General features: G+C 62.2%; 16 protein-coding genes and 1 riboswitch. Of the genes, 11 read left to right on the top strand and 5 right to left on the bottom strand.

The genetic code is table 11. From position 1 onward, the window contains the following. Window positions 1–25: 25 nt before the first annotated feature. The 3 genes from HCR76_RS04360 to dctP are packed head-to-tail and all read right to left on the bottom strand — an operon-like array spanning window position 26 to window position 3,087. Complete coding sequence (locus tag HCR76_RS04360) at window positions 26–1,363, bottom strand: TRAP transporter large permease (RefSeq protein ID WP_166988558.1); 1,338 nt, start codon at window positions 1,361–1,363, stop codon at window positions 26–28. Between the two features lie 30 nt (window positions 1,364–1,393). Beyond that, complete coding sequence (locus HCR76_RS04355; protein WP_166988555.1) at window positions 1,394–1,996, bottom strand: TRAP transporter small permease; 603 nt, start codon at window positions 1,994–1,996, stop codon at window positions 1,394–1,396. Next, window positions 1,978–3,087 (bottom strand): TRAP transporter substrate-binding protein DctP, encoded by a 1,110-nt coding sequence (dctP, locus tag HCR76_RS04350; protein ID WP_166988553.1) that lies wholly within the window; start codon window positions 3,085–3,087, stop codon window positions 1,978–1,980. Before dctP ends, HCR76_RS04355 begins: the two co-directional genes overlap by 19 nt. Window positions 3,088–3,316: 229 nt before the next feature. On the opposite strand from dctP, the gene HCR76_RS04345 reads away from it, so the two are divergent. From HCR76_RS04345 to ribH, 8 genes are all read left to right on the top strand, one after another. Beyond that, entirely contained in the window at window positions 3,317–4,306 is a 990-nt protein-coding gene (locus tag HCR76_RS04345) for a sugar-binding transcriptional regulator (protein ID WP_166988551.1), read from the top strand. A gap of 130 nt (window positions 4,307–4,436) precedes the next feature. Beyond that, a complete protein-coding gene (locus tag HCR76_RS04340; protein WP_166988549.1) occupies window positions 4,437–5,243 on the top strand; it encodes an enoyl-CoA hydratase/isomerase family protein in 807 nt (268 codons plus the stop codon). 34 nt (window positions 5,244–5,277) lie between these two features. Beyond that, entirely contained in the window at window positions 5,278–6,984 is a 1,707-nt protein-coding gene (locus HCR76_RS04335) for an AMP-binding protein (RefSeq protein ID WP_166988547.1), read from the top strand. Beyond that, window positions 6,981–7,796 (top strand): enoyl-CoA hydratase-related protein, encoded by an 816-nt coding sequence (locus HCR76_RS04330; protein WP_166988545.1) that lies wholly within the window; start codon window positions 6,981–6,983, stop codon window positions 7,794–7,796. Before HCR76_RS04335 ends, HCR76_RS04330 begins: the two co-directional genes overlap by 4 nt. A gap of 61 nt (window positions 7,797–7,857) precedes the next feature. Beyond that, window positions 7,858–8,002, top strand: a riboswitch (FMN riboswitch). A gap of 66 nt (window positions 8,003–8,068) precedes the next feature. Continuing rightward, complete coding sequence (gene ribD / locus HCR76_RS04325) at window positions 8,069–9,088, top strand: bifunctional diaminohydroxyphosphoribosylaminopyrimidine deaminase/5-amino-6-(5-phosphoribosylamino)uracil reductase RibD (RefSeq protein WP_268920960.1); 1,020 nt, start codon at window positions 8,069–8,071, stop codon at window positions 9,086–9,088. A gap of 3 nt (window positions 9,089–9,091) precedes the next feature. Continuing rightward, on the top strand, window positions 9,092–9,718 hold the full coding sequence (locus HCR76_RS04320) for a riboflavin synthase (protein WP_166988543.1): 627 nt from the start codon (window positions 9,092–9,094) through the stop codon (window positions 9,716–9,718). Continuing rightward, a complete protein-coding gene (gene ribA, locus HCR76_RS04315) occupies window positions 9,715–11,001 on the top strand; it encodes a GTP cyclohydrolase II (RefSeq protein WP_166988541.1) in 1,287 nt (428 codons plus the stop codon). Before HCR76_RS04320 ends, ribA begins: the two co-directional genes overlap by 4 nt. After that, window positions 10,998–11,468, top strand: coding sequence for a 6,7-dimethyl-8-ribityllumazine synthase (gene ribH, locus HCR76_RS04310; RefSeq protein WP_166988539.1), 471 nt, complete (start codon window positions 10,998–11,000; stop codon window positions 11,466–11,468). Before ribA ends, ribH begins: the two co-directional genes overlap by 4 nt. A gap of 60 nt (window positions 11,469–11,528) precedes the next feature. Here ribH and HCR76_RS04305 read toward each other — a convergent pair whose 3' ends face one another. Further along, window positions 11,529–11,960, bottom strand: a complete 432-nt coding sequence (locus tag HCR76_RS04305; RefSeq protein WP_166988537.1) for a DUF2269 family protein — start codon at window positions 11,958–11,960, stop codon at window positions 11,529–11,531. A gap of 242 nt (window positions 11,961–12,202) precedes the next feature. On the opposite strand from HCR76_RS04305, the gene HCR76_RS04300 reads away from it, so the two are divergent. Together HCR76_RS04300 and HCR76_RS04295 are read left to right on the top strand one after the other, a co-directional pair. Continuing rightward, window positions 12,203–13,561 (top strand): MFS transporter, encoded by a 1,359-nt coding sequence (locus HCR76_RS04300; protein ID WP_166988535.1) that lies wholly within the window; start codon window positions 12,203–12,205, stop codon window positions 13,559–13,561. 135 nt (window positions 13,562–13,696) lie between these two features. Continuing rightward, window positions 13,697–14,572, top strand: coding sequence for a CPBP family intramembrane glutamic endopeptidase (locus HCR76_RS04295; protein WP_166988533.1), 876 nt, complete (start codon window positions 13,697–13,699; stop codon window positions 14,570–14,572). A gap of 4 nt (window positions 14,573–14,576) precedes the next feature. Here HCR76_RS04295 and HCR76_RS04290 read toward each other — a convergent pair whose 3' ends face one another. Next, entirely contained in the window at window positions 14,577–14,954 is a 378-nt protein-coding gene (locus tag HCR76_RS04290) for a VOC family protein (protein WP_166988531.1), read from the bottom strand. Window positions 14,955–15,016: 62 nt separating this feature from the next. Here HCR76_RS04290 and HCR76_RS04285 point away from each other — a divergent pair, with 62 nt between their 5' ends. After that, window positions 15,017–15,460, top strand: a complete 444-nt coding sequence (locus HCR76_RS04285) for a MarR family winged helix-turn-helix transcriptional regulator (protein ID WP_244971482.1) — start codon at window positions 15,017–15,019, stop codon at window positions 15,458–15,460. The last annotated feature ends 50 nt before the right edge of the window (window positions 15,461–15,510 follow it).

The raw sequence follows: 15,510 nt of genomic DNA, 5'->3' as shown, positions 1-15,510 counted from the left end.
ACACACCGTGGTCCCTTCCTCCGCGCTAGCTGACGTGAGACGGCAGCCACAAAACGATCTCCGGCACGAAGAACATCAGCAGCAGAAGGCCGAGTTCAACCCAGAGGAACGCCCAGATTCCCCTGAATGTCTCCTCCACCTTCAAACCGGGAACAGACCCGGCCACGACATAGGCATTCATTCCGACGGGTGGAGTGAGCAGACCGATCTCAACAGCTTTGGCCACGACGATTCCCAGCCAGATTCCGTCGTACCCCAGGCCCGTGATCACCGGGTAAATCAACGGGACGATGATGATCAGCAGGCTGAAGGACTCGAGGATCGTTCCGAGCACGACAATCGACAGAATGAGAGCGAGCGCGAGCAATGTCGGCGGCAACGCTGTACTCAGCAGCGTGTTCGTCAGCTGTGCTGTTGCGCCCGATCGCACGAGAAATGCCGAGAAGAGCGAGGCGCCAATGACAACACCGAGCATCATTCCACTCGTGGATGCTGTGTCGCGCACACCCGTGGCGAAACCCTTCGCGATTCCGCGGATGCCACCCTTTCTGAGTTCCCAGGCCGCCACCATCGTCAAGACCAGAACGCCAACAGCACCGGACTCCGTGGCCGTGAACACTCCGCCGTAGATGCCTCCGATGATCACGACAAAGACAAGCGCGAGCCACAACAGATGGTGGTATTTCGGTCGGTCGGGGGACGAGAACTGCGTCGTGTGGTCGTGACCGGCTTTGCCGTCGACGTAAACGCTCGCTGGCCGAGCCCAGGCACGCCCGATAATGAAGATGCTGAACCCGAGCGCAGAGATGAGCCCCGGTATCAGGCCGGCGAGCAGCAGCTTCCCGATCGACTCCTGTGTCACGACTCCGTACAGCACGAGAATGACGCTCGGAGGAATCAGAACGCCGAGAGTACCCGCCGACGCAACAACTCCCGCAGCGAAACTACGCCGATATCCCAGCTCGATCATCTGGGTCACGCCTAAGCGGCCCATCGTCGCGGCAGCCGCAACGCTCGAACCGGTAACCGCGCCGAACCCTGCTGATGCAACGACCGATGCCACCGCGAGTCCGCCAGGCAGCCGTTTGAGCCGCATGTTGGCAATTCGGAAGAGCTGTTCGGGAATTCCCGCCACCTGAGCGAGCATGCCCATCATGACGAACATCGGAATCACGGCGAGTGACAGGCTGGCCGTCGAGTTGAACGGAACACTGCCCATGCTGCCGATGGCGCTTGTCGTTCCCTGCAGCATGATGAGCCCGACAGTTCCAGAGATTCCCAAGGCGAACGCAACGGGAATACGGATGGCCAGCGCAGCAAGCAACAGCAGGACGACGATGAGAATAGCAACGATCATCGGCATGAGGAGACTCTTTTCTGATCTGAAGATGCGTCAGGGAGCAACTGAAGTGTGCTGGTTATCTGCATCTCGCTCCTTCCACACTCCGACCTCGGTGCCGGCGCGAGCGCTGCGCGCCGCGTCGATGCAGGTGACGATGAACTGCACGAGCAGCGCGAGAGAGCCGAGCACAACGGCGACGCGGGCCGGCCACATCGGAATTCGCACCACACCGGCCCTCACCTCATGACTCGACAGTGATTCAAGTGCCTCGTGCAGGCCGGCATACGCAAGCAAGCAGGTGAACACGATGCAGAGGAACGTGCCGAATGTGATGAGGGCGTAGCGGATACGAGCACCCAGGCGGTCGGTAACGAGCGCGAGCGAAATGTGCTCGCCCTTCATCTCGGTCGCAGACAGTGCAAAGAACGCGACGCAGACGAGAAAGGGATCAGCAGCCTCGATGACACCGGGGATGCCGTGCCCTGACACGGTGCGCAGCAGCACATCGAGCGCGATTCCCAGGGTCATGAGCACGATCGCAACCGCACTGAGAAACCCGCTTGCAGACGACACCCTGTTTGCACCCGTGCGGAATATGCGAAGCGGCGTGCTCTCTGCGGGGTCGCCGCTCATGCTCATTTCGCGGCGAGACATGTTGCCACGCTCCCCACGTATTCGCCGTGGCTGCCGTCGTAGCCAGACTGATAGCTCTGCCACTTCTTGATGAACCCCTCGGGTTCGGCCCCTGCGGCCGTGGCGTCCTGTGAGTACGCGTCGAGCATCGAGTCGGCAAGACGTTCCTGTGACTTCTCGATTGTCGCGTCATCCCACGCGTCAAGAATGATGTCGCTGTCAGCCATGCTTTCGCAGGTGTCTTCGTCGATCTCGTTCAGCAGGTCGATGAAGCCCTCGTTGTATCGGGCACTGATGTCGAGAAGAGCCTTCTGATCAGCATCCGTCAACGACTCGAACGTGTCTTTGTTCATGAGAATTGCCGAGAGGCTTGTCGGCCCCATTCCCGGGTCTTGAATATGCGTCGTCACTTCCCCGAGGTTGTATTGGTCTGTATTCTCCATCGGTGTCATCCACGCGTCGATGAGGCCCGTCTGCATTGACTGATAAACATCGCTCAGCGGCATGCTGATGGCGTTTCCGCCGAGATTCTGCAATGCCTTGGCGAAATACGATGCCGATCTCACACGCGCACCGTCGATCGAATCAGCGTCGGGAAGAGGGATGCTCGAACCTAGAACGTTCGTGCCGGTCGGCTGAAACTGCAGCGGGATCACGCCGTTCTTGTCAAACTCCTCTGTATATGGTTCGTAGTTCGCGTAGAGGTCTGTCAGCGCCTCCATCGCCGCGCCGACACTCGGCGTGGCATATGGGACAGAGACAAGCTCTGACAGCGGAAACTTCTCGGGCGTGTAATTGGTATTCGGCTGCGCGAGGTCAACTTGACCGTCGATGACCGCTGACGTCATGTCCGGGCCGTTGTACAGGCTTCCCGAAAAGTAGTTGTCGAAGGTGACGCGTCCGTCCGTTGCCTCGGTTATCTCGTCTGCCCAGTCGAGATACCACTGAGAATACGGATGCCCCTTGGGCAGAAAGCTCGCGAACTGCAGCGTCACGTTACCGCCGCTGCTCGTGTCGACAATTCCTTCGGAGCATCCGGATGCTCCGATCAGACCGACGCATGCCAACGCGACTATCGCGGTCTTGCCTGCAATCGAGTGTGATTTCATCATGGACTTCCTCGTCTCGTGGTCTGGCTCTCTCAGAACGTATGGCCGACTCTGACAGCGCGACAAGAGATTGAACACTCGTGCGCGCACCCGCTGAAGCCTGGGAAAGATGTGCACGACGGGACATTCGATCCACGAACACATGCGAAAGAGACCAAGATACGAAGAGCGAGGGGGCGAGCCCGCTCATTCTGCAGCGGCACCCGTGCAGCTCCACCGCGGAAAGGGATGTATGGAGCACAGCCGAAACGACTTTGTCTATGAGGTCGCGCGCATGTACTACGAGCAGAACGCCACGATGGATTCAATCGCGCAGCAACTCGACGTCTCTCGATCGACAATCTCCCGGCTGCTGAGCGAAGCACGAGACTCCGGGGTTGTTCAAATCACGCTCGAACGCAGAGACGAGGATTCATCGAAGCTCGAGCGGGCCTTCAGCGCTCATTTTGGAGTCGACGCGCATATCGTGACGGGCGATGCCGTTTCTGACGTTCACCGCGGCACGCAGATCGCGAGTGTGGCCGCGCGATTGCTCACCAATTGGATGCGCCCCGGATCGGTTCTTGCGGTTTCTGCCGGGTCCACGATCCAGGCTGTTGCGAACAGCCTGCCGAGCCGGCACTATCCGGGAAGCTCGGTCGTGCAATTGCACGGATCTATCGGACCGCTTCGCAATGTCGCACACGGTTCGTCGCAAGCCGTGCTTGGCACTGTGGCCGCAGCGTTCGGCGCTGAGGAGCATCCGTTCCCCGTGCCTGCGTTCTTCGACTTTGCCACGACGCGCCGCTCGATGTGGCACGAGCGTTCGATCCAGCGCGTTCGCGCAATGCAGTCGCACGCCGACATTGCGCTTTTCGGCGCCGGATCCTTTCGCGGCCCTGACCGCTCGTGGCCCTATACATCGGGGCTTCTCTCCGATGAAGATCTCGATGAGCTGCGCCGCGAACACGTCGTGGGCGATGTCTGCACGGTCATGATGAGGCCAGACGGCAGCAGCCACAACATCGCCGTCAATCATCGAACATCCGGTGCAAGCCGTCGGGAACTTGCGCACGTGCCGCGACGCCTACTCGTCGCGTTTGGAGCATCGAAGGCGTTGCCCGTGCTCGCGGCCCTCAGAGCAGGCATTGCCACAGACATTGTCATCGATGACGTTCTGGCGCACTCGATAACCACAATGTTTCCCTCGCGAAAATCGACCAGACGGCTCGATTCCCCCTGAGCGATGCTGCACGAACGTTCACGCCTCACCTCGCGTGCTGCCCGTATGCGTACTCTTATTGACCCTTACGACCCCGCGCCGAGACGATACAAGAACCGGAACGCACAGCGCTCAACCAAGGAGTAGAAGAATGACCCATGAGAATGACGAAGCTGTCACAGTAGAGATTGACGGCGCGGTCGCGACGATGACGTTCAACCAGCCAGAGAAGCGCAATTCGTTCACAGACAAGATGCTCTTCGACTCACTCGATCGCATCGAAGCGCTCGTTGACGACGAGAACGTTCGCATCCTCGTGCTGACCGGTGCCGGACGCTACTTCAGCGTGGGAGGCGACCTCGACGAATTCGCCGCGGGCGAGTTTCAGCCCGCCGACGTACCGATCGGCACGTCCGTCGCGAAACTTCGACGCTTCATGCAGCTGTCGCAGTACCTCAGAGAATCGCGGCTCATCACCATCGCTGCCGTCAACGGCGCATGTGCCGGCGCAGGCTTGTCAGTTGCAGCGGCGTGTGACCTTCGCGTCTCGTCGGAACGCGCTGTATTCAGGGCCGCCTTCCTCGACGCCGGGCTCTCTGGCGACTTCGGTGGAACGTGGTCGCTGTCACGATTGCTCGGCGAAGCGAAGGCGAAAGAGTTCTACATGTTGAACGATCGCGTCTCACCACAGGAAGCACTGCGAATCGGGCTCGTCTCACGTGTTTTCCCGGAAGAGGGGTTCCTTGATCAGGCGCTGTCGCTTGCGCACGACATCGCGTCCAAGCCTCCCGTCGCGCTTGACCTCATCAAGAAGAACCTCACTGACACGACGACGGAGTTCTCAGTCGCGTGCGATCGCGAAGCTCTGCACCACGTACTGAGCGGAAACACAGCAGACGCGATTGAGGCGGCCGCCGCCTTCCTCGAGAAGCGTGAGCCCCAGTTCATCGGTCGCTGATTCTTCGCCCCACGACTCGGAAAGGGAACGGATCATGACAATCGCGAGATCTGCACAGACGCTGGAGTCGCTCGTCAGCGCTGACATCTCCAACGCAGTCGAGGCCCTCGACGCCCAGGTAGCCGGCAACGGAGACAAAGTGGCAGTGACGGTGGGCGAGACCGGGGAAACGTTCACCTACTCCGAGATCGGCCGACGAACGGATGCGCTCGCGGCATCCTTGCGCGAGCGGGGTGTAAACGCTGGCGACCGTGTCGCGATCATCAGCGAAACACCACTCACGTCAGTGATCTCTATGTATGGAGTCTGGAAAGCTGGTGCGGTCTTCGCTCCGATCAACCCGGAGTACAGCGGCGAGTTTCTGACGTACCACCTGAACGACTGCGGTGCACGCATCGTCATCGCGTCTCCGCGAGCCGCTGAGCGCGTCGACGAGGTGCGGCTCACGATCATCGAACACCTCACTGTCGTTATCGACTCGTTTGATCCCGGTCGGGCGGAAAGCGGGGGCGAATCGCTCGCGGACCTCACGAGGGCGGGAACCCGCCCCGATGGCACGATCATGTTCAACGACCCGGCATCGGTCATCTACACGTCGGGCACCACCGGGCCCGCTAAAGGCGTTGTGCTGAGTCACCGGTGGGTCAATCAGTACACCTGGCAGTACAGGCGCTGGGTGAACGAAGACGATGTCATTCACGTCGACCTGCCGATGTACCACGTCGGCGCGGCGTTCTTCAACGTGGTGAGAGCACTGTGGGTCGGAGCATCCATCTCCCTATGGGAACGCTTCAGCGCGTCGCAGTACTGGGAACGCATCGCCGAGGCTGGAGCGACATCGTCGCTGCTTCTCGATGTGATGATCCCGTGGCTGATGCAGCAGCCGGAGTCCCCAGCGGCCGCCGAGAACACGCTGCGGCACGTTCACATGCAGCCGCTCCCCGCGACGCACCATGATTTCGCCACCCGATTCGGCATCGATTTCGTCACCGCCGGCTTCGGGCAGACCGAGAGCGGATCAGCGATCTACGGCCTCGTCGATCAGTTCCCCGATGACGATGGCGGAACGCCAGAGCACGCGAAACGCGGGTTGTCACGGGAACTCATGCGCTCGCGTGCGAAGGAGGATGGCGCTCTCATTGTTCGTGGAGACCGACCCATCGAACGCGGCTTCATGGGCTGGCCGTCGCCCTTTCTTGAGATCGAGATTCACGATGCTTACGGGCGGCCGTGTGCCGACAACACAACGGGTGAACTTGTCGTTCGCCCGCGAATCGCTTCGGCAATATTCTCCCTTTATCTGGGCAAGTCCGATTACAGCCTTCACGCCTTCCGCGACCTCTGGTTCCACACGGGAGACACGGCCACACGCGATGAAAACGGCATCCTCTATTTTCGCGGGCGCATCGGAGACCGAATCAGGGTGAAGGGCGAGAACATCTCTGCATTCGACATCGAGCAGAGAGCTCTTGTTCACCCGGAGATCGTGAAAGCGGCCGCCATCGGAATACCGAGTTCGCAGGGAGAGGAAGACGACATCGTGTTGTTCCTCGAGCTCATTCACACGTCAGAGCTCAGTGCATCCGAGCTCATGACGTATATGCGGACGTCACTCGCTCGGCACATGCACCCCAGCGAGATCAGGATCATCGATTCGATGCCCGTCACGCAGACGAACAAGATTCAGAAGCACAAGCTGCACAGTCTCGTTGGCAGATCAGGCTCTCGAAACCAACGATGATGGACAACTCAGCAGTCGATCCCGAGTCCGCAGTTCAGGTCGCGCACAACGGCTCCACCCTCACGCTGACCATCAACCGGCCGCGGGCAGGAAACGCGATAAACAGTGAGGTCAGCACGCTCATCGCGCGCACAATCGACGACGCCGATGCAGACCCCGACGTCGCCGTCGTCGTGATCACGGGAGCCGGCGACCGATTCTTCAGCGCAGGTGCCGATATCGCTGCGCTCAAGAACGATGAGTCGGTACTCCCCGACCCCCCGTACGGGAGCTACGGACTCGCGGGGTGTATCGAACGGACTATTTCTAAGCCGATCATTGCCGCGGTGGGCGGGATGGCGTTCGGAGGCGGGTTCGAGATTGCTCTCGCTGCTGACATTGTCATCGCCGATCCGGGAGCGCGTTTTGCCTTTCCCGAAGTGCGAGTGGGAATCTTCCCGGGTGCTGGGGGTGTCCACAGACTCGCGCGGCGCGTTCCAGAGGTCCTAGCCGCGCACACGCTGCTGACAGGAGATGCCATCCAGGCTGTCGATGCACACCGATTCGGACTCGTAAGTTCGCTCTCGGAACCAGGTCGGTGCCTCGCCGAAGCTCATCGCGTCGCCGAGCTTATCGCGCAGGGCTCGCCGCTCGGCGTGCGCTACACAAAGCGGCTTCTGCGCAATCTCGACGATGACGGACGTTCTCTGAACGAGACGGATGCCTGGGAACGAAGCAATGCTCTCCGCGACACGATCCTCGCAACAGCTGACGCCACTGAAGGGTTCTCCGCTTACCTCGAGAAGAGAGCGCCGCGATGGAGCGGCGCGTAGGCGTCATGAAAAGACACACGCCCGCGTCGGGAATACCCGTGACGTAGCATGGTGTTATACGTAACGTGCTCCGGGGTCGGTGAGAGTCCGAACCGGCGGTGAAAGTCCGCGACCCTCCTGCGGGAGGTTGAGCCGGTGAAATTCCGGCACCGACGGTTATGGATCGCCATATGGCGATTCGAGTCCGGAAGGGAGGAAGCACGTGGCGACGCCTCTGGGCGTCGCCATCGCAGCCTTGCGAACCCCCGGAGCCTCGACAAGAGGGAGCACCGGTGGCATCGCAACGCGAGCAGCAGCTCATGCTCCGCGCTCTCGAACTCGCGGCAAACGGCCCCGAGCGCGGCATCAACCCACGCGTCGGTTGCGTCATCGCCGCGCCCGATGGAACGATCCTCGGCGAGGGATGGCACAGGGGTGCAGGAACAGCGCACGCCGAGATCGCCGCCCTGGCAGCGGCGGGTGCGGATGCCGTGCGCGGGGCAACGGCGATCGTCACTCTCGAGCCGTGCAATCACACGGGGCGCACGGGCCCGTGCGTCGACGCGCTGCTCGGCGCGGGAATTGCGCGCGTCGTCTACGCCGTGGCCGACCCGGGCGCGGACTCCAGTGGAGGGGGCGCACGGCTTCGCGCAGCGGGCGTCGATGTGGAGGCCGGAGTCCTCGCCGCAGACGTCGACGCCTTTCTCGGCGATTGGATGACGACAGCGAAGCTGGGACGCCCGCTCGTCACGCTCAAATGGGCGTCATCGCTCGATGGCCGCGCCGCGGCATCCGACGGTTCGAGTCAGTGGATCACGGGAGCGGAGTCACGCAACGACACGCATCTGCTGCGCAGTCAGCATGACGCCATTGCCGTCGGCAGCGGAACAGTTCTCGCCGACAACCCGTCGCTCACCGCGCGCGCCAGCGATGGATCGCTCCTTCCCGATCAGCCCGTTCCCGTTGTGTTCGGGGCACGTTCGATCCCCGAAGGTGCGAAGCTTCGGCAGCATCCACGCCCCTTTCAGCACGTTGACGGACACGACCTCGCAGCCGTTCTTCGGCAATTGCGCGAAAGCGGCATCCGGTCGCTCTTTATCGAGGGCGGGCCGACCCTCGCGTCGGCGTTCGTGCGGGCCGGTCTCGTCGACAGCTTCGTCGCCTACCTCGCACCGACCCTGCTCGGCGGCGACCGTGTCGCACTCACTGACCTCGGCGTTGACACCATCGACGGTGCGCTTCGCCTCGCCATCACCGACGTCGCCCGACTGGGCGACGACGTCAGGATCACTCTGACACCGAAGGGACAGTAATCAATGTTCACCGGAATCATCGAAGAGATCGGCACCGTCACGGCAGTCGCGCGCAGCGGATCATCGCTGCGCCTCAGCGTTCGCGGTCCGCTCGCCGTCTCTGATGCGAACCACGGAGACTCCATCTCTGTCTCAGGGGTGTGTCTGACCGTCGTCGAGCAATCGGATGACGGATTCACCGCAGACGTGATGGGCCAGACGCTGGCCATGTCGACGCTCGCGACAGTGGACGTCGGCCGGAGCGTCAACCTCGAGCGCGCCGCCCACGTCGGCGATCGCCTCGGCGGTCACATCGTGCAGGGGCACATCGACGGCACATCTCGCCTCGAGAGCACCCGTGACGATGGCGACTGGCGCGTGCTGCGGTTCTCACTGCCCGCTGAGCTCGCCCGGCTGGTCGTCGACAAGGGCTCCATCGCCATCGATGGCACATCGCTCACCGTGAGCGCCGTTTCTGCAGCTGAACGTGCCGAGCAGTGGTTCGAGGTATCACTCATTCCCGAGACGCTCACGGCAACGACGCTGGGAAAGCTGAGTGTTGGCGACCACGTGAACATCGAAACCGACATCATTGCACGACACGTCGAACGGATGCTGGCGCGTGACGCCGCAGAAGGGAGCAACCGATGAGCCTCGCCTCTATCCCCGAGGCCCTCGACGCACTGCGTCAGGGCAAGCCCGTGCTAGTCGCCGACGACGAATCTCGCGAGAACGAGGGTGACGTGATCATGTCAGCCGCGCTCGCCACACAGGAATGGCTCGCGTGGACGATCCGGCACACCAGCGGGTACATCTGCGCGCCCATGACCAACGAGATCGCCGACACGCTGAATCTTCCCCTCATGGTGCCCGACAGCGAAGATCCTCGCGGAACGGCGTACACGATCTCCGTCGACGCTGCCGACCGCATTTCGACAGGCATCAGCGCCGCCGACCGCTCACACACTCTGCGCACGCTCGGCTCTCCAGACTCAACACCGGCGAGCCTCATCCGCCCAGGCCACGTTCTCCCCTTGCGCGCGCGCGACGGAGGCGTACGCGAGCGCGACGGGCACACCGAGGCAGCGGTCGATCTGATGAAACTCGCGGGGCTCCCTCCCGTCGGAGCGATCTGCGAGGTGGTGCACGACGACGGTGAGATGATGCGGCTTCCGGGGCTCATCGAGTTGGGTGTGCAGGCAGACGTGCCGGTTATCACGATTGCCGAGCTCATCCGGTACATCGAATCAACACCGGATGCCGCGCGAGTCTGCACGGCCGAGTCGGCTGTGCCGGAGTCATCCGAAGTGATCTTCGAGGTCGAAACGACAATCCCCACGACGCACGGCACCTTCCGTGTGCGGGCGTACCGCGACAGGGCAACGGGCGCCGATCACGTCGCCGTGATCTCGGGTGAACTCGAAAGCGGATCGCTCGTGCGCGTGCACTCGGAGTGCCTCACCGGTGAAGCATTTGGCTCGCTCAAGTGCGAGTGTGGCCCGCAGCTCGACGCCGCACTCGACACCGTGCAGCGCCACGGCGGAGTGGTGATCTATCTGCGCGGTCACGAGGGCCGCGGCATCGGCCTCGTGAACAAACTCCGGGCCTACAAGCTACAAGAAGACGGGCTCGATACGCTCGACGCCAACCTCGCCCTCGGGCTGCCGGCCGATGCCCGCGATTACACTGCGGCATCCGCCATTCTCACCGACCTCGGGCTCGACACCGTGCGCGTGCTGACGAACAACCCGACAAAGGTGCAGCAGCTCGAGGCACACGGCATCACGGTCGCCGAGCGCGTGCCGCTCGTTGTCGGGGTTGGACCGTTCAATTCTCAGTACCTGGCCACCAAGCGTGACCGTATGGGGCACCAACTCGAGCAGCCGCTCGCAACCGAAACGACAAAACTGGCATCTACCCAAGGAGAGAAATGAGCGGAACAGGCTCCCCCACACTGAACGTCGACGGCACGGGTCTCGACATCGTGATCGTCGCGGCCAGCTGGCACGAAACCATCACGAACGCACTCGTCGACAGTGCCGTGCGCACTCTCGACGAGGCCGGCGCCAACCACACACTCGTGCGGGTGCCCGGCAGCTTCGAGCTTCCCGTCGTCTCGCGTGCAGCGCTGAAGGCCGGCGCGGACGCCGTTGTCGCCCTCGGCGTGATCATCCGCGGTGGCACACCGCACTTCGAGTACGTATCGGACGCCGCCACCTCGGGTCTCACACAGGTCACCATCGACACGGGCAAACCAGTGGGTTTCGGTGTGCTCACCCTAGACGACGAGCAGCAGGGCATCGATCGTTCGGGACTGCCCGGCTCGAAGGAAGACAAGGGCCGCGAAGCTGCCGAAGCTGCTATCGCAACAGTACGCGCCCTCGCCGCAGTGCGAGGCTGACGCCAGCGCACACGCACGAAGCGCCCGGGCAGTTCCCGGGCGCTTCGTCGTCAGCAGCGACTATGGCTTCCAGACCATGAGCACAACGACGGCGATAAGCATGATGGTGGCCAAGCCGCTCCCTGCGGCGATCGCCGGGTAGCCGGCGCGGTCGTCAGTCGGGCCGTCGGCGAGCGTCTTCGCAGCCTTGTTCATGGTGGGAACCACAAGAGCAAGATTGATCACCGTCGCCACGACCCAGAGAATCAACGACCAGAGAATCCACGGCGTCGTCAGTGAAATGTCGTACTCGGACATACCCATGACACCGAAGCCGAAGATCACGACGAGCAGCGAAAGCCAGCTGAAGATCATCGTGGATTTCGCGAGCACGGCAACCTGACTGCCGTTGCCTGCGCGCACGGCGCGCATCGCCGTCATCGGAATGATCGCCATGGGGCCGACGATGAAGACCGCCGCGACGACGTGAAGCACTGCGAACAAAGTTTCCATGCCTTCAGGTTAATGCTGATCGTGCATCCGGGGCATCAACCTTTCGATGGGTTCCGCCCATATGCGTTGCGTTCTGGGCAACAGCGAGGGTGGAAGATCCGAAAAGTTTGGCAGCGTTTTCACAGCAGGCGTAAAGTAATCACGTCCCGCCACAAGCAGGCCTCGTCAATGCCGCGACACGACCGCGCATACCCCGCGTGATCCGGTCAGCGACACCCGGTATCTCACGCAAACGAAGGCTCATGTCCAAGGCACCAATCTCGACACCCAACGCAACGGCAGAAGTGCCGACACCCGCGAATCCGCGCTCACGCGTGATTTTCGCGAGCATGATCGGCACGACGATCGAGTTTTATGATTTCTACGTCTATGCCACAGCGGCGGTGCTCGTCTTTCCTCACCTCTTCTTTCCCGAGGGCGACCCGACCGTGGCGCTGCTCTCATCGTTCGCGGTCTTCGGCGCGGCCATGGTTGCCCGCCCACTCGGCGCTGTCTTCTATGGACACCTGGGTGATCGCAAGGGACGCAAGGCCACGCTCGTCGCCTCGCTTCTGACGATGGGCGTCGCTACCTTCCTCATCGGGTTTCTACCGACATACCACCAGGTCGGCTGGTGGGCACCGCTGTTTCTCGTAATCTTCCGACTCGCTCAGGGCTTTGCGCTCGGTGGCGAGTGGTCTGGCGCAGCGCTCGTCGCCACAGAAAACGCACCGAAGGGCAAGCGCGCCTGGTACGGCACCTTCCCGCAGCTCGGTGCGCCCCTCGGTTACATCATTGCAAACGGCATCTTCATCATCATCTCGGTGCTTCAACCAGCAAATGGCACGGTCAACGAGCAGTTCCTCGCGTGGGGCTGGCGCGTTCCTTTCTGGTTCTCCATCTTCATGGTGATCGTCGGAGTAATCGTTCGGCTGAGGCTCGTGGAGTCAACGGCGTTCGCAGCGACGGTCGCCGCAGGCACCGTGCGCAAGATGCCGCTCGGCACCGTGTTGCGCAACAACTGGCGCGAGCTCATTCTCGGCACCTTCTTTATGCTCGCCACCTACGTGCTCTTCTACCTGATGACGACGTTCGTTCTGAGCTACGGGACAACACCGACGGATGCCGCAATGGCGGGACTCGGCTATGAGCGAACCCAGTTCATCCTGATGTCGATCATCGGCGTCGTGTTCTTCGGCATCTTCACCCTGCTCTCTGGCCCCTGGGCAGACAAGTGGGGTCGTCGACGCACCCTCACGTGGGTGACCCTCGCGATCGTCGTCTTCGGTCTGCTGTTCGTTCCTCTGCTCGACGGCGGCATTGTCGGAGTGATGGCTCTGCTGATCATCGGATTCTCGCTCATGGGCATGACGTTTGGCCCGATGGGCGCCCTGCTTCCCGAACTGTTCCCCACCAATGTGCGGTACACAGGCTCTGGAGTCTCGTACAACGTCTCGTCGATTCTCGGAGCCGCGGTTGCGCCGTTCATCGCCGTCGCCCTGTGGAGCGCCGGCGGCGGAAGCCCGTTCTGGGTGGGCGTTTACCTCTCCGCGATGGCGTTGATCACACTCGTGGCCCTGCTGATCGGCAAAGAGACGAAAGACGTCGACATGGAGAAGTAGCGTTCCCAGCCAGCCGGATCAACCCACGGTATGAGAACAGGTTGGCTCCCCGGTGCGACGCGCGCGGGCGCGGCGATCCGTAGCGTGAAGGTGCACGACGCGCCAGCGTCTGCATCCTCACGTTGAAAGCAGATCATGACATTATCCGCAGTGATTCGCCGCATCATTGAACACCCCATAATCTGGCTTGCAGCTGGCGCGATCGCCATTGGCGGTGCCTATGCACTCATCACGTCCCCTTCCCCCGTTATCGGCCCATTCGGCACCGTCGTGCTGCCACTGCTCGGCAGTCTGATTGGTCTGCTGCTGTACCGACTTGTCATGCACGCAATGGCGGGGCGCCCGACGCCAGAGCTCACTCGACGTCGCTCCCTCTTTGAGACGCTGTACGGGATCGAAGTCGGACTCGTCTTCGTTGCTCTCACCGTCGCGACGATCTCGCTGCTCGGCGGGTACACGTTCGAATGGGCGTCGGGGGACATCCTGTCGGTGATCACGACAGTGGTTGCCGTCAATGTCGGAGCCGCGGTCATCGAAGAGCTCATCTTTCGCGGCCTGGCGTTGCAGGCCCTCGAGAAGCTGGGCGGAAGCTGGGTGGCCCTCGCCGCGACATCGCTGCTCTTCGGGCTGCTGCACCTGGCAAACCCGGGCGCCACGGTGTGGAGTGCCTGTGCCATCACGCTCGAAGCGGGTGTGCTGCTTGGCTCTGCGTTCCTCTGGCGTCGCAGCCTCTGGTTCGCGATCGGCCTGCACTTCGCCTGGAACACGACTGAGGGTCTGCTCGGCATCCCCGTCTCCGGCCACGCGTACTCTGGCCTCTTCACCGTCACCGCTCATGGATCGCCGCTGCTCACGGGAGGAGCGTTCGGGCTCGAGGCATCCATCGTTCCGGTTGCCGTGAGCGTTCTGCTTTCCATCCCCATGCTCGTGCTTGCACACCGCCGCGGAAACCTCGTGCCCCTTTCCCACGCGGCCCGTCGGACAACGGCGCACGCGGTCGCCGGCAGCTGACGGGTCAGCGGGCAGGAGCCTGTTCGTGAACGGTCACCGCATACCCATCGGGGTCGGCGAACGTGAAGTTGAGCCCGAAGGGGCCCTGCTCGGGCGCGCGCAGAATCGGCGTTCCCCGCGAGGCAAGTCCGTCATGCAGCTGCTGCACCGCGTCGCTGCTCATCCACAGTGCAACGCCGAGCCCGGGCCGCGGAGTCGAGTCGAGATCGACTCCCGGCAGGGGCTCGCGCACCGCGAACGCAATCGGCTCCGTCATGAAGACGACGGCCCCAGGCGGGGCCTGCGGAGCGCGTCGCAGACCAAGCTGCGTCTCGTAGAAATCAGCCGCGCGCTCAGTGTCACGCACCTGCAGGGCAAGAAAGCTGGGTCCAGTCACCGTCATGATATTCCTCCGTTAACATTGATGTCAGGATGCTGACATACAGTGTATGTCAGAATGCTTACATGTTGCAAGAGGATGATCTCGGAGCACTGGTGGGCTATCGACTCAAGGAAGCGCAGTCGGTGTTGCGATCCCGCATGGATGAGACGCTTCGCGGGCTCGGCCTGTCGACTCCCCAGTACATCTGCTTAGAGCTACTCAGCCGGCAGCCCGGAGCATCCAACTCCGATCTCGCCCGTGGAGCCTTCGTCACGCGACAGACGATGAACACTCTTCTTCATGGACTCCAGCGTCGAGGACTCATCGAGCGCGCCGAACAGGCAGTGGCGGGACGAGCCCTTCCGACGCAGCTCACCGTGTCGGGCCAGCAGCTCCTCGACCTCGCCGACGAGAAAGTCCAGCAGATCGAAAGGCGCACGGTCAGTCTGCTCGACCATGAGCAGGCGAAGGCACTGCATGATGCGCTGAGTCTCTGCATCGAAGCATTGAGCGAACCGGACGACTAATCACGGGCGCCCCCGAGTGAGTCGACGGCCAGTACCCGCGTATTATGCGA

This window comes from Paramicrobacterium chengjingii (assembly GCF_011751765.2).
GTDB lineage: Bacteria > Actinomycetota > Actinomycetes > Actinomycetales > Microbacteriaceae > Paramicrobacterium > Paramicrobacterium chengjingii.
The sequence above is the reverse complement of the archived record's forward strand: the minus strand, read 5'-3'. Positions and strand labels throughout refer to the sequence as shown.